25 protein-coding genes and 1 tRNA gene are annotated in these 23,082 nt (G+C 72.6%); 19 read left to right on the top strand and 7 right to left on the bottom strand.

Annotation, left to right across the window (positions count from 1 at the left end):
• Positions 1-2: 2 nt before the first annotated feature.
• Entirely contained in the window at positions 3-2,222 is a 2,220-nt protein-coding gene (locus tag AB0E07_RS13440) for a nitrate- and nitrite sensing domain-containing protein (RefSeq protein ID WP_362249831.1), read from the bottom strand.
• A gap of 203 nt (positions 2,223-2,425) precedes the next feature.
• On the opposite strand from AB0E07_RS13440, the gene AB0E07_RS13445 reads away from it, so the two are divergent.
• Positions 2,426-2,929 (top strand): DUF4396 domain-containing protein, encoded by a 504-nt coding sequence (locus AB0E07_RS13445; RefSeq protein WP_362249834.1) that lies wholly within the window; start codon positions 2,426-2,428, stop codon positions 2,927-2,929.
• A gap of 36 nt (positions 2,930-2,965) precedes the next feature.
• Here the strand turns inward: AB0E07_RS13445 and AB0E07_RS13450 are convergent, their stop codons facing one another.
• The 3 genes from AB0E07_RS13450 to AB0E07_RS13460 all read right to left on the bottom strand — a co-directional run bounded on the left by AB0E07_RS13450 (position 2,966) and on the right by AB0E07_RS13460 (position 7,565).
• Entirely contained in the window at positions 2,966-4,750 is a 1,785-nt protein-coding gene (locus AB0E07_RS13450; RefSeq protein WP_362250257.1) for a copper resistance protein CopC, read from the bottom strand.
• 168 nt (positions 4,751-4,918) lie between these two features.
• Positions 4,919-5,518: a GNAT family N-acetyltransferase gene (locus tag AB0E07_RS13455; RefSeq protein WP_362249836.1), complete on the bottom strand. Its 600-nt coding sequence runs from the start codon at positions 5,516-5,518 to the stop codon at positions 4,919-4,921.
• Complete coding sequence (locus AB0E07_RS13460) at positions 5,511-7,565, bottom strand: penicillin acylase family protein (protein ID WP_362249839.1); 2,055 nt, start codon at positions 7,563-7,565, stop codon at positions 5,511-5,513. Before AB0E07_RS13460 ends, AB0E07_RS13455 begins: the two co-directional genes overlap by 8 nt.
• Before the next feature lie 96 nt (positions 7,566-7,661).
• On the opposite strand from AB0E07_RS13460, the gene AB0E07_RS13465 reads away from it, so the two are divergent.
• The 5 genes from AB0E07_RS13465 to AB0E07_RS13485 all read left to right on the top strand — a co-directional run bounded on the left by AB0E07_RS13465 (position 7,662) and on the right by AB0E07_RS13485 (position 10,614).
• Positions 7,662-8,369 carry a siderophore-interacting protein gene (locus AB0E07_RS13465; protein ID WP_362250260.1) on the top strand — a complete coding sequence of 236 codons (708 nt, stop codon included), beginning with the start codon at positions 7,662-7,664 and terminating at the stop codon, positions 8,367-8,369.
• A gap of 47 nt (positions 8,370-8,416) precedes the next feature.
• Positions 8,417-9,010: an HhH-GPD-type base excision DNA repair protein gene (locus AB0E07_RS13470; protein ID WP_362249841.1), complete on the top strand. Its 594-nt coding sequence runs from the start codon at positions 8,417-8,419 to the stop codon at positions 9,008-9,010.
• A gap of 73 nt (positions 9,011-9,083) precedes the next feature.
• A complete protein-coding gene (locus tag AB0E07_RS13475; RefSeq protein ID WP_362249844.1) occupies positions 9,084-9,752 on the top strand; it encodes an HdeD family acid-resistance protein in 669 nt (222 codons plus the stop codon).
• A 373-nt stretch (positions 9,753-10,125) separates the two neighbouring features.
• Complete coding sequence (locus tag AB0E07_RS13480) at positions 10,126-10,428, top strand: hypothetical protein (protein WP_362249847.1); 303 nt, start codon at positions 10,126-10,128, stop codon at positions 10,426-10,428.
• Positions 10,429-10,482: 54 nt separating this feature from the next.
• A complete protein-coding gene (locus AB0E07_RS13485) occupies positions 10,483-10,614 on the top strand; it encodes a hypothetical protein (protein ID WP_362249850.1) in 132 nt (43 codons plus the stop codon).
• A gap of 19 nt (positions 10,615-10,633) precedes the next feature.
• Here AB0E07_RS13485 and AB0E07_RS13490 read toward each other — a convergent pair whose 3' ends face one another.
• Entirely contained in the window at positions 10,634-12,298 is a 1,665-nt protein-coding gene (locus AB0E07_RS13490; RefSeq protein ID WP_362249853.1) for a helicase HerA-like domain-containing protein, read from the bottom strand.
• Between the two features lie 104 nt (positions 12,299-12,402).
• On the opposite strand from AB0E07_RS13490, the gene AB0E07_RS13495 reads away from it, so the two are divergent.
• Together AB0E07_RS13495 and AB0E07_RS13500 are read left to right on the top strand one after the other, a co-directional pair.
• Entirely contained in the window at positions 12,403-12,699 is a 297-nt protein-coding gene (locus AB0E07_RS13495; protein WP_030420160.1) for a type II toxin-antitoxin system VapB family antitoxin, read from the top strand.
• A gap of 146 nt (positions 12,700-12,845) precedes the next feature.
• On the top strand, positions 12,846-13,493 hold the full coding sequence (locus AB0E07_RS13500; RefSeq protein ID WP_362249856.1) for a LytR C-terminal domain-containing protein: 648 nt from the start codon (positions 12,846-12,848) through the stop codon (positions 13,491-13,493).
• Positions 13,494-13,726: 233 nt separating this feature from the next.
• Here the strand turns inward: AB0E07_RS13500 and upp are convergent, their stop codons facing one another.
• Positions 13,727-14,362 (bottom strand): uracil phosphoribosyltransferase, encoded by a 636-nt coding sequence (gene upp, locus AB0E07_RS13505; protein WP_015659394.1) that lies wholly within the window; start codon positions 14,360-14,362, stop codon positions 13,727-13,729.
• A 93-nt stretch (positions 14,363-14,455) separates the two neighbouring features.
• On the opposite strand from upp, the gene AB0E07_RS13510 reads away from it, so the two are divergent.
• From AB0E07_RS13510 to AB0E07_RS13550, 9 genes are all read left to right on the top strand, one after another.
• On the top strand, positions 14,456-14,641 hold the full coding sequence (locus AB0E07_RS13510) for a hypothetical protein (RefSeq protein ID WP_362249860.1): 186 nt from the start codon (positions 14,456-14,458) through the stop codon (positions 14,639-14,641).
• Between the two features lie 229 nt (positions 14,642-14,870).
• Positions 14,871-15,401: a hypothetical protein gene (locus AB0E07_RS13515; RefSeq protein WP_362250262.1), complete on the top strand. Its 531-nt coding sequence runs from the start codon at positions 14,871-14,873 to the stop codon at positions 15,399-15,401.
• 56 nt (positions 15,402-15,457) lie between these two features.
• Positions 15,458-15,889: a tRNA adenosine(34) deaminase TadA gene (gene tadA, locus AB0E07_RS13520; protein WP_362249862.1), complete on the top strand. Its 432-nt coding sequence runs from the start codon at positions 15,458-15,460 to the stop codon at positions 15,887-15,889.
• 55 nt (positions 15,890-15,944) lie between these two features.
• Positions 15,945-16,029, top strand: a tRNA-Ser gene (locus AB0E07_RS13525).
• Positions 16,030-16,187: 158 nt separating this feature from the next.
• Positions 16,188-16,364, top strand: coding sequence for a hypothetical protein (locus AB0E07_RS13530; RefSeq protein ID WP_362249865.1), 177 nt, complete (start codon positions 16,188-16,190; stop codon positions 16,362-16,364).
• The gene (locus AB0E07_RS13535) at positions 16,364-16,657 is read left to right on the top strand and encodes a Dabb family protein (RefSeq protein WP_362249868.1); all 294 of its coding nucleotides are present in this window, start codon (positions 16,364-16,366) and stop codon (positions 16,655-16,657) included. The genes AB0E07_RS13530 and AB0E07_RS13535 overlap by 1 nt, the downstream gene beginning before the upstream one ends.
• A 165-nt stretch (positions 16,658-16,822) precedes the next feature.
• A complete protein-coding gene (locus AB0E07_RS13540) occupies positions 16,823-17,662 on the top strand; it encodes an RNA polymerase sigma factor SigF (protein ID WP_362249870.1) in 840 nt (279 codons plus the stop codon).
• 267 nt (positions 17,663-17,929) lie between these two features.
• Positions 17,930-18,823: an RNA polymerase sigma factor SigF gene (locus AB0E07_RS13545; protein ID WP_362249873.1), complete on the top strand. Its 894-nt coding sequence runs from the start codon at positions 17,930-17,932 to the stop codon at positions 18,821-18,823.
• An 81-nt stretch (positions 18,824-18,904) separates the two neighbouring features.
• Positions 18,905-19,663 (top strand): hypothetical protein, encoded by a 759-nt coding sequence (locus tag AB0E07_RS13550; RefSeq protein ID WP_362249876.1) that lies wholly within the window; start codon positions 18,905-18,907, stop codon positions 19,661-19,663.
• An 11-nt stretch (positions 19,664-19,674) separates the two neighbouring features.
• Here the strand turns inward: AB0E07_RS13550 and AB0E07_RS13555 are convergent, their stop codons facing one another.
• Complete coding sequence (locus AB0E07_RS13555) at positions 19,675-19,869, bottom strand: hypothetical protein (RefSeq protein ID WP_362249879.1); 195 nt, start codon at positions 19,867-19,869, stop codon at positions 19,675-19,677.
• A 229-nt stretch (positions 19,870-20,098) separates the two neighbouring features.
• On the opposite strand from AB0E07_RS13555, the gene AB0E07_RS13560 reads away from it, so the two are divergent.
• The gene (locus AB0E07_RS13560; protein WP_362249881.1) at positions 20,099-20,581 is read left to right on the top strand and encodes a MarR family transcriptional regulator; all 483 of its coding nucleotides are present in this window, start codon (positions 20,099-20,101) and stop codon (positions 20,579-20,581) included.
• 13 nt (positions 20,582-20,594) lie between these two features.
• Positions 20,595-23,078, top strand: coding sequence for an MFS transporter (locus AB0E07_RS13565; protein ID WP_362249884.1), 2,484 nt, complete (start codon positions 20,595-20,597; stop codon positions 23,076-23,078).
• Positions 23,079-23,082: the final 4 nt, after the last annotated feature.

The following is a 23,082-nucleotide window of genomic DNA, read 5'->3' on the forward strand; positions in this document are numbered from 1 at the left end:
GGTCACGCTCCTTGGGGGGTTCTGGCCTCGGCGCGGGCGACACCTGCCCGGAAGCCGTTGAGCAGGGCGGAGACGGTGGGACCGGCGGCGGGCGGGGCCGGAACCGCGGGGGTCCCGTCGGTTCCCGGGGCCGCCGCGGGGGCGAGGAGGCGGCCGGGGAGGGTGAGCAGGGCGGACAGGCCGCCGCCGGGTGTGTCGAAGAGGTGGACCTGGGTGCCCTCGCCGAGCCGCCGGGCCAGGCGGCCCACGACCTGGTGCCCCAGGAATCGCGTGGGCGCGGCGGGCAGCGTCTCCTCGCCGGAGCCGGCCAGGAGCGCGCCCGCGCGTCGGCGGTCGGGCTCGGGCATGCCGACGCCGTGGTCGACGACGGCGAAGCAGTAGGCGCCGTCGTCGGGGTCGTGCCAGCCGTGCATCTCGACGGGCCGGTCCGGGGGCGAGAAGTTCAGCCCGTTCTCGACGAGTTCGGCGAGGAGGTGGACGACGTCCGCGACGGCGTACCCCCGCACCCGCACCGGCTCCACGGCCGCGACCAGGACCCTGCGGTACTGCTCCACCTCGGCGACCGCGGCCTGGGCGATCTCCAGGCCCTGCGCGGGGGCCGCGGTGGCCCTGGGCGGGTTCTGGCCGGCGAGGACCAGCAGGCTCTCGGCGTTGCGGCGCATCCGGGTGGCGAGGTGGTCGAGTTCGAAGAGTTCGGCGAGGGCCTGCGGGTCGAGTTCCTGCTGTTCCAGCCGGGTGATCAGGGCGAGTTGGCGGCGCACCAGGTTCTGGTTGCGGCGGCCGAGGTTGGCCAGGGACTCCGTGGTGTTGCGGCGCAGTGCGGCCTGCTGCGCGGCCAGTTGGAGCGCGGTGCGTTCCACCTGCCGCAAGGAGGAAGCGACCTCGGCGATCTCGGCGGCACCGCCCGGCGCGGGTATGTCGGGGGCGGCGGGGGCGGCGGCCGTGTTCGAGGCCGAGCCCAAGGGCGTGTCCGAGGGCAGCCGTGGGGCCGGGGTGTCCCCGACGGCCGTGGGCGCTCCGGGCCGCACGGCTGTTCCGAGCTGGGAGAGTGGTCCGGGCCGTGTGGGCTCTTCGGGGGACCGCTGGATGCGGGCGACGGCCTCGGGGAGGCGGTGCCGGGCCACGTCGTGCGCGGTCTCGGCGAGCGCGCGCAGGGGGCGGGTGAGGGAACGCGAGGCGAAGGCGGCGAGCGCCGCGAGGAACGCGGCCACGATCGCGCCCCCGGCCAGATAGGCGGCGAGGGCCCGCGCGGCCTCGTGGCTGAGCCGGTCGGCGCGGTCCCGCGCGTCGTCACCGACCGACCGCTGGACGGCGTACAGGTCGTCGACGAGCACGGTCATCGCGTCCCACCAGGTGCCGGCGTCGGCGCGCAGCGGGGATCCCTCGGCGGCGCCCTCGGCCCGCCGCTCGTGGGCGGCGGCGCGTTCGGCGGCCGGGGTCGCGAAGGCCCGGTCCAGGGCCGCTCGCTGCGGCGCGGTGGCCACTTGGCGGAAGCGGGTGAGCGCGGCGACCCGGGCGGCCCGCACCTCGGTGAAGTCGAGGTAGGCGCGGCCGCTGAAGGCCCCCCGGGCGAACACCCCGTTGAGCAGGCCCCGTTCGAGGGCGACGGATTCCTTGGCCGCGGCCAGTTCGCGCAACGCGGCCAGTCCGTACCGGAGTTGGCGGTCGACGCCGCTCTCGGTGTCCGACACCGGGTCGACGGCGTTCAGGGCGTCGACGGCCCCGTTGTAGTAGGTGAGCGTCACGGCCGGGTCGGCGGTGCCCCGGTCCGCGGCGGCGCGGACGGCGGTCAGGCGCCGCAGGTGGTCCCGGACGACGTCCTCGACCTCGGCTTCCTCGCGCAGACCGCGCAGCGCGGTGTCGACGCGCGCGCGGGTCGCGGTGAGCGGGGAGCGGAATCCCTCCGCTCCGCCCAGCATGCCGTTGGTCAGGCCGCGTTCGCGTTGCAGTTGGTGCACGAGCGCCTGGACGCGCAGGCTGAGCCCGACCTCCGCGCGGGTGGCGCGGGCCTCGCCGAGGGCCTCCGCGCGGCCGTGCACCGCGAGACCGGCGACGGCGAGGAGTAAGCAGATCGGCACGGTGACCACCACGGCCACCCGCCCGCCGATGCTGCGCCAGCCGAACACCGGCCGCCGGCCGGGGGACGAACGGGGCACCGCCCCCTTCCCCGTGATCGCGACAAGCCTGGCGTGGAGCGGCCGTACCGCCGTGCGCAGCCTCATGTCACGAAGCTAGTGCGGCCGCCGTGAGAGCCGGTTTCCCCGCTGTTAGACCGCGTGGGACTTTCCGTTGCGCCGCTCTCACACCGTGCGGTCGGCCGGTGTGACCCGCCCGCAACGCGGGTGGGGAATACCCCAGGGGGGTATATGGTTCCACGCGGTGGCGCCGGGAACCCGGGCCGCGTCAGGGGAATGGGGACACAGTCATGGACCACGGCGATCACAGCGATCACAGCACTCACCGGACGGCGCACACGGACGGTCACGCGGGCCACGGCGCCTCCTGGGGCATGGCGGTCCGGGCCACACTGCACTGCCTCACCGGGTGTGCCGTCGGCGAGATCCTCGGCATGGTGATCGGCACCGCCCTGGGCTGGGGGAACGTCCCGACCATGGTGCTGGCGATCACGCTGGCGTTCCTGTTCGGCTACTCCTTCACCCTGTTCGCCGTGGTGCGCGCCGGGCTGGACCTCCGGTCCGCCGTCAAGGTCGCGCTGGCCGCCGACACCGTCTCCATCGCCGTGATGGAACTGGTCGACAACGCGATCATCGCCCTGACGCCCGGGGCGATGGAGGCCCATCTGGACGAGGGCCTGTTCTGGGGCGCCCTGCTGGGCGGGTTCGCCGTGGCGTTCGTCGTCACCACGCCCGTCAACAAGTGGATGATCGGGCGCGGCAAGGGGCACGCCGTCGTGCACGCCCACCACTGACAGCCCGGAGCAGCGGCGGGGCGGCGGGCCGGGGTGTCAGCGGACCTCGACCCGCCGCTCCACGCTCACCTGGTCGATGTCCGAGACCCGCACCGTGACCTTCATGGTCCAGGTCCCGGCCAGGGGCAGCTTGACGAAGCTGTTGGCCCAGTAGCCGCCCTGGTCGGTGAGGCCCGCGTCGAGGGGGCCGATGTCCTGGGCGGGCAGCGTGAAGGTGACCTTCAGCTCGGGGACCGCGGACAGCCCGCCGTCCGGGCCGATCACCACGGCCTGGAGCGAGTTGTCGCCGACCCGGCCGGGGGCGAGGCCGATCTCCACCTTGCCCTTGCCGCCCGGGGTGCCGACGTCGAAGGGAACGGTGACGGAGAGCGTGCCGCCGGTCGGGGGCGCGGCGGCGGCCGCGGCGGCCTCGGCCTCGGCCCGCCCCGGCAGGGTCCCGGTGAGCACGGTCGTGATCACGAGGACCACGACTCCGAGGCCCACCTCGGCCAGCACCGGGCGGCGCAGCGCGCGCCGGTGGTCGTCTGCGGGCGGCGGCGGGGGCGGCGCCTCAGGCAGGTCCGGACCGCCCACCGGGGGCAGGGCAGGACCGCCCACCGGCTCCGGCACCTTCTCCCGTACGGCAGTCTCGGCGGCGGTCGCGGCGGTCGCGGCGGTCGCGGCGGTCGTCGCGGCCCGTACGGTCCAGCGGCGGGAGAGGGCCGCGGCCGCGAGGAGCAGCGTGACCGCGGCGAGTTTCAGGACGAGGAGCCTGCCGTACGGGGAGCCGGTGAGCGCGTCCCAGGAGCCGAGGCCGCGCCAGGACTGGTAGACGCCGGTGACGACCAGGACGGTCACCGAGGCGAAGGCGAGCCGGGAGAACCGGATCACCGTCGCGGGGGACGGCATCTGCTCCCGGAACAGGGTGATGAGCAGGGCCGCGAGCCCGCCGAGCCAGACCGCGGTGGCCAGCAGGTGCAGCACCGAGGACGTCATCGCCAGGGGCACCTGGATGCCCGCCGAGGCGTGTTCGGCCGCCGCCCAGGTCAGCGCGAGACCGACGGCGAGGGCACCGCCGGCCACGGCGTCGGCGCGGGCCCAGCGGTGGCCGCGCCGGGACTGCCGCAGGAGCAGCGCGGCGGCGAGCAGCAGCAGGGCGAGACGGGCCAGCAGGGCCAGGCCGGGGCGGCCGGTGAGGGTGCGGGACAGGGCGTCGGCGTCGAGGGCGGCGGCCGGGCCCTCCCCGGTTTCGTAGGGGGCGCGCAGCAGGAGCAGGGCCACGGTGGTGGCGAGCAGGGTCCACCAGCCGGTCAGCAGCGGCCGGCGCAGCGCCGCCGGGTCAGGTGGCCGGCACACGGCGAGGAAGACGGCCGTGCCGATGAGCAGCGCGACCGCCAGGTACGCCAGATAGCGGGCCATCTTGTGCAGAGCGGCGGTCGCCGGGTCCTCGGTGGGGCCCGTGTCCAGGGCGACCGGGGTGGGCGAGGGCTTGCCGACGGAGAAGGTGAACGCGCCGGACACCGGATGGCTGTCCGCCGAGACCACCCGCCAGGCCACGGTGTAGGTGCCCTGGTCCAGCGAGCGGGGCAGGGTGACCCGGACCTTGCTCGACCCGCCCGCGTGCTCGGCGTCCCCGAGCTCCAGCCGCCGTCCGTCGGGTCCGAGGACCCGGACCGAGTCGGCGAGGAGCCCCACGGACTCCGTGTAGGTCAGGGTGAGCTGACGGGGGGCCGTGGACACGACGGATCCGTCGGCGGGGTCGGTGCCGCTGAGGGCGGCGTGCGCGGACGCCGTTCCCGCGCCGCCGAGGACGAGCAGGACCAGCACGGCTCCCAGCAGCACCAGCCCTTGAACTCCGCGCCGTCCGCCCACGTCGTCTCTCCGTCTTCCCAGGGTTCCCCGGTCTCCGCCACACGGATACGTACGTACGTCGCGGGCTCGCCGCTCAGGCGACCACGGTGCCCGGTCCGGCGTCCAGCCCCGCGCCGTCCGAGCCGGCCCGCGGGAGGGTCACCCGGGGAAGGCCGCCTCCCGGCGCAGGAAGGCCAGTTGGGCCTTCTTCTCGGGCAGGTACACGTCCGGGAGGTCGATCTCGGGGAGGGTGACCACGGGACCCGCCTCGAAGCCCTGGCGCAGGAAGCGGCCGACGGCCCTGTCGTTGGCGATGTCGGGGTCGACAACGACGCGCCGCCGGTCGAGTCCGACCAGGACGTAGCGGGTGAGCGCGGTGAGCAGGGCGGTGGTCCAGCCGGTCCGGGCGCCCTCCGGTCCGGCGGGGGCGAGCAGCAGGTGGACGCCGATGTCGCCGGGTTCGACGTCGTAGCACTCGCTGACCCGGTCGGCCTCGGGCTCGTAGGTCTGGAGCAGGGCGGCCGGGACGCCGTCGCGCCGGACCAGGAAGGCGTGGTGGGTGTCGAGGGTGTCCAGATGGGCGTAGATCTCGGTGACCTGCTCGCGGGTGAGGCCGTTCATGCCCCAGAACGCGGCGCGTTCCCCGCTCACCCAGGTGTGCACGACGTCGGCGTCGGCACGCGGGTCGAGGCGCTGGACGCTCACGGTGCCGAATCCGTCGACCGGCTGCTCGTACAGCGTCTCGCGGGGCTCAGACATCTCTTTCCTTCTCCAGTCGGTCGAAGTCCGTGACGACGGGGACCAGTTCTCCGTCCGTCCACAGGGGCAGCTGGTCACGGTGGTGGGGGGTGCCGGGCACTCCGGAGGCGCCGAACGGCACGGCCCACAGGCTGTGTTCGCGCCGGTCGAGGTCCCATACGTAGCGGGCGGCGGGACCGCGGGCGGCGAGGTCGGTGATGCCGGGCACCGAGGAGGTGCACAGCACGCAGTCGTGGTCGCCGGAGAGCGCGGGCTCCTCGTACTCGGCGGGCAGCGCCCGCCAGGGGGCGAGGCGGTGGGTGGCGCCCCAGGGGCCCTCGGGCGGCCGGGCGGCCACCTCCTCCAGCGCGGCGCGCACCGCCTCGGGGCGGTCGATCCCGTACAACTTCTCGGCGCGCAGCAGGTGTTCGAGGGCGAAGCCGACGCGTGGGACGAGGGCCAGCCAGGGCAGCAGCACCTCGGGGTAGGCGGGCGCGGTGGTCAGCGCGGCGAGCGCGGGGTGGGCGGCGATCCGCCGTACGACACCGTGCCGCACGGCCGCGAAGAGGGCGGCGGGCCGGCTGTCGGCGTCCATCCGGCGGTCCCAGGCGAGCAGGGTGTCGCGGGCCCGCTCCGCCTCGGCGGAGAGGCCGTCGAGGGCGGCGACCTGCTCCAACAGGGCTGCCGCGGAGCCGAGGTGGGTGTCGGTGTGGACGGCGGGCATGTCGCCGGGCGCCCACTTGCGCCGCTGGGCCAGCAGTTCGGTGATGCGGTCGGCGCGGTGCGGCGCGGCGAACTCCACGCCGAGCGGGGTGGCCGGACCGCGCTGGTTGGCCATCACCGCGACCCCGTCGGTGAGTTCGCCGTACGGCATCTCGTGCCAGCCCCGCCACTCGTGGCCGGGTTCCCAGGCGGGGACCAGCCGGGTGCGGTTGGCCGTGCCGCGCAGCGGGACCTTCCCGGCGACGCGGTGCAGCAGTCCGCCCTCGGTGTCGGCGGCCTGGACGACGTTGACCGGCTCGGCCCAGCGGTCGAAGGCCCGGTCCACGTCGGCGACCCGGCGGGCCCGCAGTAGCGGCAGCAGGGTGGAGAAGCCCAGGTCACCGGTGACGCGGGGCGGGTAGCGCAGGCTGATGGCGCACTCGGCGTCGGAGCCGTCGTCGAGTCCCTCGGGGCCGCCGATGACGACGGGGCCCCGCTCGGTCTCGACGACCTCGATCTCGACCGGCTCCTCGCCGGCCACCTCGACGGTCTCGGTGTGCCGGACGGCCCGGTGCCAGCCGCCGTCCGGGCCGAGCGCCTCCACCCCCGCGCCGGTGCGGCGCAGCCGCTCCCGGTACAGGTCCTGGTAGTCGGCCATGGCGTTGGTGATGGACCAGGCGACCGAGCCGGTGTGCCCGAAGTGCGCGATGCCCGGGATGCCGGGGACGGCGAGGCCGACGACGTCGAACTCGGGGCAGGAGAGGTGGATCTGCTGGTAGACGCCGGCGTCCTCGATGAACCGGTGCGGGTCGCCCGCGACGATCGGCCGGCCGGTGACCGAGCGGTCGCCGCCGACCAGCCAGCCGTTGCTGCCGGAGCTGCCGGGGCCGTCGACCGCGAACAGGCCGACGGCCTCCTCGCCGAGGTGCCGCACCGCCTGTTCGCGCCAGAGCTTGGCCGGGAAGCCGGCGAACAGGATGTGCACGCCGAGCCAGATCCCGAACGGCGTCCACGGTGCCCAGCGGCCGGGCGTGCCCAGCGGCAGGGAGGTCTCGGCGAGCCCCTCGTTGACTCCGTCGACGTACGCCCTGATCCAGTCGGCCGTCTCGGCGTCCTCGCGCTCCAGCGCGGCCCAGCAGCGCCGGGCGGTGTCGTCGAGCCGGGCCTGCCGGACGAAGCGGTCCCAGGGCAGGGACTCGGGGCCGAGCAGGGCGGCGGAGGTGCCCTCGGCGCGGCGCCGCTCCACCTCCAGCTGCCAGGCCCGGTCGAGTGCCGTGACATGTCCCTGGGCTCGGGCCAGTTCGCGGACGCCGTCCGCGCGCAGATGCGGGATGCCCCAGGCGTCGCGGTGGATCTCTGCGGTCACCTGTCACCCTCCTGTGCTAGTCGCTGTGCTTTAGGTTAGGCTTGCCTAACTAATCTGTGGCGGAATCGTACGCGACGCGTGAAGGGGGACATGACGGTGGGGCAGGGGCACGGTTGGCAGGGCACGGTCCTGAAACTGATGGGCGCGAAGGACTTCGAACTGACGGTCACCGGTGCCGAGGACGTCTCCTCCGCGTACCGGCGGCTGCACCTGACCGACGGCGGCCTGCTCACGGCCACCGGCGTCCACCCGACGATGTGGGTCAGGCTCTGGTTCGACGACGGCGGCAAGCCGCACCAGCGGGCCTACACCCTGGTCGACCCCGACCCCGAGGCCGGCACCTTCAGCCTAGAATTCGCGCTCCACGAGGGACGCGCCAGTGACTGGGCGCGGGCGGCGAAAGCCGGGAACACCATCGAGGCGACGGTCCAGGGCACGGGCTTCCAGCATCCCCGGCCCGAGCCCACGCACGTCTTCGCGATGGCCGACCCCGCCTCGCTGCCCGCGCTCAACTCCCTCCTCGACGAACTGGGTTCGGCCCCGGCCACGATCTGGTTCGAGGGCGACCTCGACGGCCTGCCCTACCGGGGCGACCCGTCCCGCCACGAGGTCCGCACGGTCGCCCGCCACCAACTGGCCGACACCGTCCGCGCCGACCTGCCCGGCCTGCTGAACGAGACCGAGCACCCCTACCTCTGGATCGCCTGCGACACCCTGACGACCCGGACCCTGTCGGCGTACGCCCGCAAGGAACTGGGCGTGGCCAAGGAGCGGATGCACGCGCTCGGGTACTGGCGGCCCTGACCGCCCGCGAAGATGTGCCCCCGAACGCCCGGGGGCATCATCGACGCATGGACGTCACCCTTCACCTCGCCCAGGAACCCGAAGCCGACGCGCTGCTCGGGCGCAGTCCGCTCGCCGCGCTGGTCGGGATGCTGCTGGACCAGCAGGTTCCGATGGAGTGGGCGTTCAAGGGCCCCCGCACGATCGCGGACCGGCTCGGCGCCGACGACCTGGACGCCCACGACATCGCCGCGCAGGACCCGGAGGCGTTCTCGGCGCTGCTGGCCGAGAAGCCGGCCGTGCACCGCTACCCGGGGTCCATGGCCAAGCGCGTCCAGCAGCTGTGCCAGTACCTCGTCGACCACTACGACGGGAACGCCGAGCTGGTCTGGAAGGGCGTGGCGGACGGCAAGGAGCTGCTGCGGCGTCTGGAGGAGCTGCCCGGCTTCGGCAAGCAGAAGGCACAGATCTTCCTGGCGCTGCTGGGCAAGCAGCTCGGCGTGGCCCCCAAGGGCTGGCGCGAGGCCGCCGGGGCGTACGGCGAGAGCCGGTCCTTCCGCTCGGTCGCGGACATCACCGGACCGGAGTCCCTGGCGAAGGTGCGGGCGCACAAGCAGGAGATGAAGGCGGCCGCGAAGGCCGCGAAGGCCGCCGGCGAGTAGCGCCCGGGGCGGCCGTACGTCGTCCAGCCCTCCCCAGGTGGCAGGGGCTCCGCGCCCGGTTCGAGCATGAACCATGAGCGAGGCACCGTCCGGACCCTCCTGGGGACCGGAGTACGACGACCGCAGGGTCCACGCGCAGCATCCCGTGCCGCGCGGCGGCCTCGAAGCCGAACCGCCCCTGGAGGGGCCGCTGCACCTGCTCTCCCGCGCGGCCTGGCAGACCGTCCTGACCGCCGGGGCGCTCGCACTGCTCCTCGGGGTGCTCGTCCTGGTCTGGCCCGACGCCTCCCTACTGGTCGCCGGGGTGCTGTTCGGCCTCTATCTGCTGGTCAGCGGCGTGCTCCAGCTCATCGCCGCGTTCGGCACGCACCGGACGACCTCCCTGCGCGTGCTGGCCTTCGTCAGTGGTGCCCTCACCCTGCTGCTCGGACTGTTCTGCTTCCGCGGCCCCATGCGCTCGATCCTGCTGCTCGGGCTGTGGATCGGCATCGGCTGGGTGATCCGCGGGATCACCCAGACCCTGGCCGCCGCCTCCGACCCGGCCGTGCCGGCCCGCGGCTGGCAGGAGTTCCTCGGCATCGTCACCTTCATCGCCGGGATCGTGCTGATCGTCTCGCCGGTCGAGTCGGTCGCCGTGCTCACCCTCCTCGGCGGCTGCTGGCTCGTCGTGGTCGGCGTCGTCGAGATCGTGACCGGGCTGCGGGTACGGGCCCGGGTCCGACGGCTCCCGCGCACCCTGTGACCGGCACCGGGAGCGCCGTGGCGGTCCACGCCCGCGATGACGTGGGGGCGCCCCACGCCCGCGATGACGTGGGGGTGCCCCACGGTCGAGGGCGCGCCGGGCGCCGCGGCGGGGACCGTGCCGCCTGCCGCGGCGGGGCGCGTGCCGCCTGCCGTGACAGAGCGTGTGCCGGACGCCGTGACAGGGCGTGTGCCGGACGCCGTGACAGGGCGCGTGGCGCCTGCCCTGGCAGGGCGCGTGCCACCTGCCGTGACAGGGCGCGTGTCGCCGGTCGTCGCGGGGCGCGTGGCGCCTGGCGTGGCGCTCGGCCGTGTGGGCGGTTCTCGGGCGCGGCGTGGCGAATGGGCCGCGCCGGCCGGGGAGGTGACCTTCCGTGAGCACCGCCCGAAGCCTCCCGCACGGCCGCGCCTGGCTGCGGACCCTCGTCCTGCTGCTCGCCCTGTGCGTACCGACGGCACCCGCCGGCACCCCCGTCTCCCCCGCCGCCGCCACGGCCGCCGAGATCATCGAGTACGACGTCCTGGACGCCGTCCCCAGACCGGCGGCGGCCCGCCGCGCGCACCGCACCGCGGTCCTCCCGCCGCCTCCCGCGCCGCGCCCCCGCACCGCGGCCCCCGTCCGCGTGCCGCGGCCGCGCACCCCCTTCGCCCGGCGCTCGGTGGTCCTGCGCTGCTGACCGGACCGGTCACCGCCGGTTCATCAGATTCAGCACGACGCAAGGAGCACCCCCATGCCCGTCGATCCCTACGCCGTCCTGCGCGCCCTGTTGCGCGCGGAGGCCGCCCGCAGCGGCGAGCCCAAGCCCGAGCCGCGACCGCGGCTGAACCGGGACGAGCGGCCCGTGAGGAAGAGCGACCGCTGAGCCGTGGGCGGAGGCGGGCCTACCGCCTCCGCCGCGCCGTACCGAAGACCGAACGGGTGATCTCCCGCCCGATCTGGGTGCCGATGGAGCGGGCCAGCGACTTGAACATGCCGCTGCCGACGACCTGCTCGACCATCGACCGCTCCTCCTCGGCCGCCTTCGGCGCGGCCTTCCGCCTCCCGGTCCCCTTCTCGGGAGCCGTCCCCTTTCCGGGTGCCGTCCGCTCGTCCGGGGTGGTCACCTCGTCGGGCCCCTTGCCCGCCGGCGGCCGCTGGAGCCTCTCGTACGCCGACTCCCGGTCGACCGCCTGCGCGTACCGCCCGTACAGCGGCGACCCCGTCACCGCCTGCCGCAGCGCCTCCGGGGCCACCGGCCCCATCAGGGACTCGGGGGCGCGCAACCGGGTCGCGGCGACCGGGGTCGGGGCGCCCTTCTCGCTGAGCACGGTCACCACGGCCTCGCCGGTGCCGAGCCCGGTGAGCAGTTCCTCCAGGTCGTAGCCGGAGTTCGGGAAGGTCTTCACCGTCGCCCGCAGCGCCTTCTGATCGTCCGGGGTGAACGCGCGCAGGGCGTGCTGGACGCGGTTGCCGAGCTGGGCGAGGACGTCGCCGGGTACGTCCTTCGGGGTCTGCGTGACGAAGAAGACGCCGACCCCTTTCGAGCGAATGAGCCGGACGGTCTGGGTGATGGAGTCGAGGAACGCCTTGGAGGCGTCGTTGAAGAGCAGATGCGCCTCGTCGAAGAAGAAGACCAGCTTCGGCTTGTCGGCGTCGCCCATCTCGGGCAGGTCGTGGAAGAGATCGGCCAGCAGCCACATCAGGAAGGTGGAGAACAGCTGCGGCTTGTCCTGCACCGCGGGCAGCTCCAGCACCGAGACCATGCCCCGGCCGTCCCGCTCCGTGCGCAGGAAGTCCGCCGTGTCGAACTCCGGTTCACCGAAGAAGTCCGCCATGCCCTGCGCTTCGAAGGCGGTGAGCGAACGCAGCACGACCCCGGCCGTCGCCGTCGACAGACCGCCGATGTCCTTCAGCTCGCCCCGGCCCTCGTCCGAGGTCAGGAAGGTGATGACGGCCCTGAGGTCCTTGAGGTCGACCAGTTCCAGGCCCTTGGTGTCGGCGTAGTGGAAGATCAGGCCGAGGGACTGCTCCTGGGTCTGGTTCAGCCCCAGCACCTTCGACAGCAGCACCGGGCCGAAGCTGGTGATCGTGGCCCGTACCGGGATGCCCTGGCCGAGGCCGCCGAGGGCGTAGAACTCCGCGGGGAAGCCGGTCGCCGTCCACTGCTGGTGGACCTCGCCGGCGCGGGCGGTGACCTTGTCGTTCGCCACGCCCGGCGCCGAGATACCGGACAGGTCGCCCTTGATGTCGGCGAGGAACACCGGCACGCCCTGCGCCGAGAGCTGTTCGGCGATCAGCTGGAGCGTCTTGGTCTTGCCGGTGCCGGTGGCGCCGGCCACCAGCCCGTGGCGGTTGAGCATCGGCAGCGGGATCCGGATCTGCGCGTCGGCCAGGCACGTCCCGTCCCACATCAGGGCGCCCAGATCCAGCGCGGGCCCCGTGAAGGCGTATCCGGAGGCGATCGCCAGCGCCTCCTCCGGGAGGGCGGGGGCGCTCCCCGGCTTCTCGGGAGCGGCGGCCGACTTCTCGGGAGCGGCGGCCGACGGCATGGTTTCGCTGTCACTCATCTCAGGCACCTGTTCCGATTCGCCCCGATTCACGGCATCTTTTCCAGCGTCGCACTCCGTCGCCATGGCTGCGCCCGGAACGTCTGGACCGGTAGGCTTTCCGTGTGATCTTCAAGCGCATCGGAAACGGCAGGCCGTACCCCGACCACGGCCGGGAGAGCACCCGGCAGTGGGCGGACGTCGCGCCGCGCCCGATCCGCCTCGATCAGCTCGTGACGACCAAGGGCCAGCTCGACCTGGAAACCCTGCTCGCCGAGGACTCCACCTTCTACGGCGACCTGTTCGCGCATGTCGTCAAGTGGCAGGGCGATCTGTACCTGGAGGACGGCCTGCACCGGGCCGTGCGCGCCGCGCTCCAGCAGCGCCAGGTGCTGCACGCGCGCGTCCTGGAACTGGACTGACCCACTCTCCGGGTGACGGGCCGACTCCTTCGGCGGTCGCGGATCGCGTGGCCGTGCGGTGAAGGGTTGGCCCTTTCGGGTTCTCCTGACCCCTGTCGAATGATCATCTAGTAGGCACGGCCGCCGTGGCGCACTACGCTGCGCCCATGAGCATGCTGACTCCCCCCGGCATGGGCGGCCAGTACCGCATCACGGGGGACAAGTACCCGCGGATGCGCCGCCCCCGGCGGCGCGGCAGGCTCGTTCTCGCCGCCGTCGCCTCCGTCACCGCGCTCGGCCTGCTCGGCTGGGGCACGCTGCAACTCGTCGACCTCTTCACCGGCGGCGGCGACCAGGCGTCTGCGGCCGGATCCAAGGCGGAGTGCGCGAAGAAGGCCGCCCCCGCTGCCGCCTCGCCGAGCCCCGCCGCGCTGCCGAAGCCGGGCGTGATCACCGTCAACGTGTTCAACGCGACGCCGGTCAGCGGCCTCGCCAAGAAGACCGCGGACGAACTGAAGAAGCGCGGCTTCAAGATCGGTGACGTGGGCAACGCGACCAAGGAGTACGACAAGAAGGTCAAGGGCGCCGGGATCCTGCTCGGTCCCTCGGCCTCGCTGGATACGTCGCTGCCGGTCGTCGGGGCTCGGGTGAGCGGGGCGGAGCGGCGGACGGACGCGGGGCGGAAGGGGGCCGAGGTCGATCTGATCCTCGGTACGTCCTTCAAGAAGCTCGCGAGTGAGGCGGAGGCGGAGAAGGCGCTGGGGGTGTTGGTCTCCGCGCGGGCGGCTGCCGCCGGGGCGAAGAAGGGCTGCTGAGGTCCTCGCGGGGTTCGGCTTTGTCCGCGGCGCCGTCGTGGTTGGTCGCGCAGTTCCCCGCGCCCCTGGGGTGAGTGCCGCGCGGTGTTGGTCAGCGGGTGCGGGTGCGTCGTGGTTGGTCGCGCGGTTCCCCGCGCCCCTTGGTGGCGCTTCGCGCCATCGAGGGGTGGGTGCGCTGATCCCGCGCCCCCAAGGGGCGCTTCGCGCCTTGGGGGCCGAGGGGGTGAGCGGGGTTACTCGGCTGCGCCGTACATGCGGTCGCCTGCGTCGCCGAGGCCCGGGACGATGTAGCCGTGTTCGTTGAGGCGCTCGTCGACCGAGGCGGTCACGACGGTCACCGGGGTGCCCGCCAGCTCGCGCTCCATGACCTCGACGCCCTCGGGGGCGGCCAGCAGGACCACCGCGGTCACGTCGTCGGCGCCGCGCTTGATCAGCTCCTGGATCGCCGCGACCAGGGTGCCCCCGGTGGCCAGCATCGGGTCCAGGACGTACACCTGGCGCCCGGAGAGGTCCTCCGGCATGCGCGTGGCGTAGGTGGAGGCCTGGAGGGTCTCCTCGTTGCGGATCATGCCCATGAAGCCCACCTCGGCGGTCGGCAGCAGCCGGACCATGCCCTCCAGCATGCCGAGGCCGGCCCGCAGGATCGGCACCACCAGCGGGCGCGGGTAGGAGAGCTTGACGCCCGTGGTCCGCTCGACCGGCGTCTGGATGTCGACCTGCTCGGTGCGCACGTCACGCGTGGCCTCGTAGGCGAGCAGGGTGACCAGTTCGTCGGCGAGACGGCGGAAGGTCGCGGAGTCGGTGCGCTGGTCGCGCAGCGTGGTGAGCTTGTGGGCGACCAGAGGGTGGTCGACGACGTGGAGACGCATGGCTCTAACAGTAACCGGGTCACCGCGTCCATCGCGCTGGCATCAAACCGCCCATCAGAGGGAAAGTGGGAGGGACGTACTGGGGGTGTGAACATGCCTGACAGGGAGTCCCGGGAGGGTGCCGCGCGGCCGGAGACCGACGCGGAACGCCGGAGGCGGCGCGCCCAGTTCCTGCGCGACCTGGCCGAGGCCCGTGAGTTGCGGGACCGCGTCCAGCCCCGCCGCGCCAAGGCCGCGCGGCTGCGCCACGCCATGCGCATGCGCACCTTCCGCTGGTAGCCCGCGGCCCTTTCCCGGGCCTCCTGTGCGTGCGCCGCACCGGAGGCCGCGTACGATCCCGCTGGTGGACGATCAAAACGGGCGGACACAGGGAGCCGAAGACGTCCCCTGAACGCTCCGTTTCTGCCACGATTCCGAGTGGGCGGGGCTCGGAGCACCGCACTCCCGCCCGCAACCTCCGCCGGGGGGACCCCCAACCGGCACGCCTATGACCAGTGGGAGAGTCACGGTGTACTTCGCCGCACTGCTCGCGCGCACCGAAGACGGGTGGGAAGCGAGCGACACAGAGCTCGACGATGTGGAGACGCTGTCGGATCTGGCCGACCTGGCCAGGGAGGCAAATCCCGAGGAGGACACGGTCCTCGTCCTGATCGAGCAGGAGGAGTCCTGGTTCGGTGTCGTCCGCATAGACGGCGAGGACGACCCGCGTATCTACGTCTCCGACGCCGCCGCCGCTGCCCGCAGCAGCTACGGCGAGATCCTGCTCACCGACGAACTGCTCGGAAGGGAGCCCGGTGACGACGACTCCGACCTGGACTCCCTCGACCTCGACGGCACGGAGGAGCCCGACGGCGACTCCGACGACGACGAGGACGGCTCCTCCGCCGACGCCGTGCCGCACAGCCCGGTCGGCGACAGCGAGATCCTCGACGACCTCGGTGTCAGCGAGAAGGAGCTGAAGGCGCTCGACGCCGACGACGCGCTGGGCGCGATCGCAGAGGCGCTGGGTGCCGCGGACGTCCTGGAGACCGTCCGCTGACGCCGGAGGAAGCCACGGGTCCCCGGGACCCGGTACGCGACCGCTGGCGGCCCGCCATGCGACTCGCCCTGGACGAGGCCGAACTGGCCGTCCGGGGCGGGGACGTCCCCGTCGGCGCCGTCGTGCTGTCCCCGGACGGTACGACGGTGCTCGGCACCGGTCACAACGAGCGCGAGGCCACCGGCGACCCGACCGGGCACGCCGAGGTCCTGGCGATCCGCCGGGCCGCGGCGGCGCTCGGCGAGTGGCGGCTGACCGGCTGCACGCTCGTGGTCACCCTGGAGCCGTGCACGATGTGCGCGGGCGCGCTCGTGCAGTCCCGGGTGGACCGGGTCGTCTACGGCGCCCGGGACGAGAAGGCCGGCGCCGCCGGCTCGCTCTGGGACGTGGTGCGCGACCGGCGGCTCAACCACCGCCCCGAGGTCGTCGAGGGCGTACGGGCCGAGGAGTGCGCCCGCCTGCTCACCGACTTCTTCCGGAACAGGTGAACCCCGGCGGATACCGATTTCGGAGCAGGGGTTCCGGTGCTGTAAGGTCTCTCTCGGTAGCGTGTCCGAGCGGCCGAAGGAGCTCGCCTCGAAAGCGAGTGTGGCGCAAGTCACCGAGGGTTCAAATCCCTCCGCTACCGCTCTGGAAGGGCCCCGCCGCAAGACGGGGCCCTTCGTGCGTCCCGAGGGGGACAAGGGGCCGCTCCGATCCGGCCGTTGACCCGGGGAAAGGCGTGAAGGCTACACTCACCGCCGTCAACAGGGGGCCCCTCGGGGCGACAAGGGCAGGGAGGCCGCGGTGGCGGTGAATTCGAAGAAGCTCGCCGTCTACGTGCTCGTGGTCTTCGTGCTCTACGTGATCATCACGGACCCGTCCACGGCCGCCGACTACGTCCAGATAGGGTTCGAGGGCATATCGGACGCCGCGAAGGCCATCGGCGACTTCATGACCTGGGTCGCCAACGGAGGAGAATGATGATCCGCCACCTGGTCCTCTTCAAGCTCAACGAGGGTGTCGAGAGGGACGACCCGCGTGTCGTGGAGGGCGAGAAGGCCTTCCGGGAACTCGACGGCAAGATCTCCGAGATCCGCTTCTGGGAGCTGGGCTGGAACCTCAGCGACCGCCCCATCGCCCATGACTTCGCGATCAACTCCGGCTTCGACGACGCCGACGCGCTGCGCCGGTACGTCGAGCACCCCGAGCACCAGGCGGGCGTGGCCCTCTGGAAGGAATTCGCCACCTGGGTGATCGCGGACTACGAGTACTGAGCCCACCGCGCTCGCCGAGCGCGGCCGGCAGCAGGCCCTCCGCCGGAACGGCGGGGGGCTTTTCTGCGTCTTTTAAACCACTTCGTCCTCAACACGGTGTTATGCGGTGCTTGCACACAGTGCACATGTCTTGTGATGCTATGACCGCTTTTGACGGATGAGTTGATGGATCAAGAGGTGGAGTTGACCGTGTCGGCCAGTACTGCGCCTCCCCAAGAAGCCGCTTCCCCCGCCCCCCGCAGCCGCGGCGCCGACACCCGCGCGCTCACCCAGGTGCTCTTCGCGCAGCTGAAGGACCTCGGACGGGGCACCCCGGAGCACAACCGCGTACGGGGAGCGCTCATCGAGGCGAACCTCCCGCTCGTGCGCTACGCCGCCGCCCGGTTCCGCTCCCGCAACGAGCCGATGGAGGACGTGATCCAGGTCGGCACCATCGGCCTGATCAACGCCATCGACCGCTTCGACCCGGAGCGGGGCGTGCAGTTCCCGACCTTCGCGATGCCGACGGTCGTGGGCGAGATCAAGCGCTACTTCCGGGACAACGTCCGCACGGTCCACGTACCGCGCCGGCTGCACGAGCTGTGGGTGCAGGTGAACAGCGCGACCGAGGACCTGACGACGGCCTTCGGACGCACCCCCAGCACCGCCGAGATCGCCGAGCGGCTGCGCATCGGCGAGGACGAGGTGCTGTCCTGCATCGAGGCGGGACGGTCGTACCACGCCACCTCGCTGGAGGCGGCCCAGGAGGGCGACGGGCTGCCCGGACTGCTGGACCGGCTCGGCTACGAGGACCCCGCGCTGGACGGCGTGGAACACCGCGACCTGGTCCGGCACTTGCTGGTGCAACTCCCCGAGCGAGAGCAGCGCATCCTTCTGCTGCGCTACTACAGCAACCTCACCCAGTCGCAGATCAGCGCCGAACTCGGCGTCTCCCAGATGCACGTCTCGCGGCTACTGGCGCGTAGCTTCCAGCGGCTGCGGTCTGCCAATCGGATCGACGCCTGACCGAAAGCGTGAGCGAAGGGTAGCCGGGGAGAGCGAATCGCTCACCGGCGGCCTTCCCGACAGTTTCGGGCCGAAAAACCGTCAGACCCCTTGTTTCCAGGGCGGATTCACGTCTTACATGTCGACATGTCACTACGTGGTGTTGCCGACATGTGACATTCTGCCGGAAGCGCGTTTGCCGCGGCTTCGGCTCCGGTATTCAGGTGAAGGCTGCGTTCCTCAGTGGGAGCGTCCGCCGCGACCGTCCCGCGACCCAAAGGGGGTGGCATGTCCGCAGACCAGGGCAGCTCGAAGGTGCTCACGCTCACGAAGAGCGAGGCTGCGCCCGCGCTCGACGACGTAACGGCCCTTGTCGAGGCCGCTCCGGCCCCGGCTATCCCGACCACGTCGGCCTCGCCGAACATCGACACCCGCACCCTGTCCCGCTCCCTGTTCCTGCGGCTCGCCGCGCTGGACGAGAACAGCCCCGAGCGCGCCTACGTCCGCGACACCCTGATCGAGCTGAACCTTCCGCTCGTCCGGTACGCGGCCGCCCGCTTCCGCTCCCGCAACGAGCCGATGGAGGACATCGTCCAGGTCGGCACCATCGGCCTGATCAAGGCGATCGACCGCTTCGACTGCGAACGGGGCGTGGAGTTCCCGACGTTCGCGATGCCGACGGTGGTCGGCGAGATCAAGCGGTTCTTCCGGGACACCTCCTGGTCGGTGCGCGTCCCGCGCCGCCTCCAGGAGCTGCGCCTGGCCCTGACGAAGGCCAGCGACGAGCTCTCCCAGAAGCTGGACCGCTCGCCCACGGTCACCGAACTCGCCGCGGTCCTGGGCGTGTCCGAGGAGGACGTGGTCGACGGCCTGGCGGTCGGCAACGCCTACACGGCCTCCTCGCTGGACTCCCCGGCCCCCGAGGACGACGGCGGCGAGGGCTCCCTGGCGGACCGCCTCGGCTACGAGGACACCGCACTGGAGGGCGTGGAGTACCGCGAGTCCCTCAAGCCGCTCCTGGCCAAGCTCCCGCCCCGCGAGCGGCGCATCATCATGCTGCGCTTCTTCGCCAACATGACCCAGTCCCAGATCGGCGAGGAGGTCGGCATCTCGCAGATGCACGTCTCCCGGCTGCTGACCCGGACCCTCGCCCAGCTGCGGGAGGGCCTCATCTCGGACTGAGGTCCGGGCACCGGGCAGGTCCGGGCACCGGACAGGGTCCGAGGGGTTCACTTCTGACGCATCGTCAGTCACCATGACCCGATGCTTCGGGCCACGACATGGACACATGGCCGCAGGGGCGCACTGACCGGCGCCTCGGCGGCCGTCGTGTGTCTGGGCGGGCTGCTCGCCGCCTGCGCGGGCGGCGGGGACCGGGACGGCTACGTCGCCGTGGGAGCGCCGGGCGGTACCGCCGCGGCGGACGCGTCACCCAGCGGCGAGGTGAGCCTGGTCCCGCTGGAACCCCGGCACTCGCGAGGAGCGGGGGCCGACTCCCGCGGGGACGACAGGGGCTCCGGGCCGATCCCGGGCGCGCCCGGCGCCGACGGGAACCCACCCGGGAGGGGCGCCGAGCCCGGCCGGGCGCCCGCGAGTTCACCCACCGCGCCGTCAACCGCGCCGGACCGTCCCGGCGACGGCACCTCCGGCCCCTCCGGTACCGCGGGCGCTCCGGGTACCCCCGCGAGTCCGGCGACCCCGCCCGCCCCCGCGGCACCGGCGGCCCTGGTGTGGGCCGAGCCGGAGCGGGAGGCGGCGGAGAAGCGGTGGTGCGAGAAGGTGACGCTCGCCTTCCACAACACCGGGGGCAGCCCGGTGCGTTCGGGCACGGTGACCTTCGGGACGCACATCATCGGGGCGCTCGGCGTCGACTGGGGGACCGTCGGGTCGGCCGTGGAGCTTCCGGCGCCGATCGGGGCCGGCGCGCGGAAGGAACGGACCTGGACGGTGTGCGTGGACGCGTGGCGGGTGCCGCTCGGCATGCACGTGGAGACACGGGACGTCTCCGTGGAGTGGAAGTGAGCGGGCGGGGCCTAGACCAGCGCCAGCCAGGCCACCGCGGCGACGACCACGACGGCGGCCACGACACCGAGGATCAGGCCGATACGGGGACCGGCGGGAGCCGCCGCCTGCTGACGGCCCTGCGGGGCCTCGTCGACGAACGCGCGGAACATCTGGGTGCTGCCGGCGGGGTCGTGGTTGCCCTGCGGGCCCTGGGTGTTAGCCATGGCCCGAAACCCTAGCGAACCCAGGGGGTTCCCCCAAGTGGGGGCCCGCATTCCGGCCGCAGGGGCGGGCCGTACCCACGCAGGTCCGGACACCGCCCCCCACCTGCGCGTTTACATCCGCAATACTTGCCTTTGCCAAGTTTTTATGGCGTACCCACCCCTATTTATTTGCCTGTAGCAACCAACCGTATCTACGGTTGCCTGGAGCAACGAAACTCCGGGAGGTGTGATGGCCGAACAGGCGCAGTACGAGGAGCTCGTCCGCCAGTTCAGTGCCTTCGGGGCCGTGAAGAGGGAGCTCGGACGAGTTCTGCCGGCCGACTGTCCCGGTGGTTCCGCCGCCGTGCTGACCCTGCTGGACCGCCACGGCGAGATGCGGATGGGCCGGCTCGCCGAGCTGCTCGCCGTCGACATGTCGGTGACCAGCCGGCATGTCGCCCATCTCGCCGAGCGCGGCTGGATCGACCGCTCCCCGGACCCCGCCGACAAGCGCAGCCGCATCCTGCACCTCACCCCCTCGGGCCGGGCCCGGGTCGAGGAGCTGTCCCGGCGCACCACCGAGCTGCTGGCCGAGCGCCTGGGCGAGTGGACCGACGACGAGGTCATCCAGCTCACCCGGCTGATGGCCCGGCTCAGGCGCTGCTTCGACGAGCAGTCCCCCCGTACACCCGCGGACGAGCAGTCCCCCCGTACACCCGCGATCACCACGTAAGAGAAGGAAGTCCATGGCAACGACCACACCAGCCGGTGTGCGGGCTCATGCCAAGCACTCGGGAGGCTCCGGCGAGGCTCCCATGACGCATCGGCAGATCATGGAGGCGCTGTCCGGGCTGCTGCTCGGCATGTTCGCCGCGATCCTGTCCTCCACCATCGTCTCCAACGCGCTGCCCGAGATCATCCAGGACCTCGGCGGCGGCCAGAGCGCCTACACCTGGGTCGTGACCGCCGCGCTGCTGGCGATGACGGCCTCCACTCCCCTGTGGGGCAAGCTCGCGGACCTGGTGAGCAAGAAGGCCCTGGTCCAGATAGCGCTGGTCATCTACATCATCGGCTCGGTGATCGCGGGTCTGTCCCAGAACTCCGGGATGCTGATCGGGGCCCGTGTGGTCCAGGGCCTCGGCGCGGGCGGTCTGACCGCGCTCGCCCAGATCATCATGGCCGCGATGATCTCCCCGCGGGAGCGCGGCCGGTACTCCGGCTACCTGGGCGCGACGTTCGCGGTCGCGACCGTCGGCGGTCCGCTGGTCGGCGGTGTCATCACCGACACCGACTGGCTGGGCTGGCGCTGGTGCCTGTACGTGGGCATCCCGTTCGCGCTGATCGCGCTGTTGGTGCTCCAGAAGACGCTGCACCTGCCGGAGACGAAGCGGAAGGTGAAGGTCGACTGGGCCGGCGCCTTCTTCATCACCGCGGCCGTCTGTCTGCTGCTGATCTGGGTCACCTTCGCGGACGACAAGTACGACTGGATGTCCTGGCAGACCGGCGCCATGGTCGGCGGCGCCGTCGCGCTCGTACTGGTCTTCCTCTTCGTGGAGACGAAGGCCGCCGAGCCGATCATCCCGCTGTACCTGTTCCGCAACCGCACGATCACGCTGGCCTCGCTGGCCTCCCTGCTCGTGGGTGTCGCGATGTTCGCCGGCACCGTCTTCTTCAGCCAGTACTTCCAGCTGGCCCGGGACAAGTCGCCGACCATGTCGGGCGTCATGACCATCCCGATGATCGCCGGTCTGTTCGTCTCCTCGACAGTCTCCGGCGCGGTCATCACCAAGACCGGCAAGTGGAAGGCGTGGCTGGTCACGGGCGGTGTGCTGGTGACCGCGGGCCTCGGCCTGCTGGGCACGATGCGCTACGACACCCCGTACTGGCACCTCGCCCTCTACATGGCCCTGATGGGTCTCGGCATCGGCATGATGATGCAGAACCTGGTGCTGTCCACGCAGAACCAGGTCGCCCCGCACGAGCTCGGCGCGGCCAGCTCGGTGGTCACCTTCTTCCGGTCCCTCGGCGGCGCGATGGGCGTCTCGGTCCTGGGTTCCGTGATGACGACCCGGATCAGCCACTACGCCACCGACACGATCGGCACGCTCAGCCCCAAGGAGCAGGCGGCCGCGGCCCAGGCCATGGGCAGCGGACAGCTGCCCGACATGGACGCGCTGCCCACGCACATCCGCACCTGGCTGGAGAGCGCCTACGGGCACGGCATCGCCGACATCTTCCTGTACGTCGCCCCGGTCGCCTTCCTCGCCTTCCTGGTGACGCTGTTCATCAAGGAGGTCCCGCTGCGCACGTCCGGCGCCCTGGCCCAGGCCGCCGAGGCCAAGTCCGCCGGGTCCGCGGCCGCCGGCCCGGCCGAGGTCGCCGCCACGACGGCCGTCGCCGCCGCGGCCACGGCCGCCCCGGTGACCGCCGTCGCCGAGGAGCCCGTCCCCGAGGAGGCACCCGTGACCGGTGGAATCCCCGTCCGCGGCTGCGTCCGCGGTGCCGAGAGCGCGCCCGTGCCGCGGGCCGCGGTCACGCTGATCTCGCTGACCGGACGGCAGCTGGGCCGATCGGTGGCCCAGCAGGACGGCTCCTACGGCGTCGACGCGCCGGGCAGCGGGTCCTACGTCCTGATCGCCTCCGCCGACGGCTTCCAACCGCAGGCGTCCACGATCGTCGTCGGCGAGGAACCGCTGGCCCACGACATCCTGCTCAGCGGGACCAGCGGGCTGAACGGTGTGGTGCGGGCCGCCGAGGGCGCGCTGCCGGTCAAGGACGCGATGGTGATCGTCACCGATGTGCGCGGGGACCTGCTGGCCACCGCCACCACCGGTGAGCAGGGCGACTTCGCGCTCGGCGAGCTGGTGCCGGGCACGGTGACCGTCGCGGTGAACGCCGACGGGTTCCGACCGCGTGCCGTGCCCGTCGAGGTCGGCGCCACCGGCGTCACCCGGGTCGAGGTCGACCTCGACGCCGGCTCGCGGCTCCAGGGCGTCGTCACGGCTCCGCACGGGCCGCTGGCCGACGCGCGGGTCACCCTCGTGGACGCGGCCGGCAACGTCGTCGGCTCGGCGACGACCGGCGCGGACGGGGCGTACGCCTTCACCGACCTCGACGGCGGCGAGTACACGGTCATCGCGGCGGGCTACCCGCCGGTGGCCTCCGCGGTGACCGTGCGGGGCCGTGCCGTGAACGGCCACGACATCGAACTCGCCCACCCCGGCGAGTAGTCGG

This window comes from Streptomyces sp. NPDC048002, from assembly GCF_040653275.1.
Classification (GTDB): Bacteria; Actinomycetota; Actinomycetes; order Streptomycetales; family Streptomycetaceae; genus Streptomyces.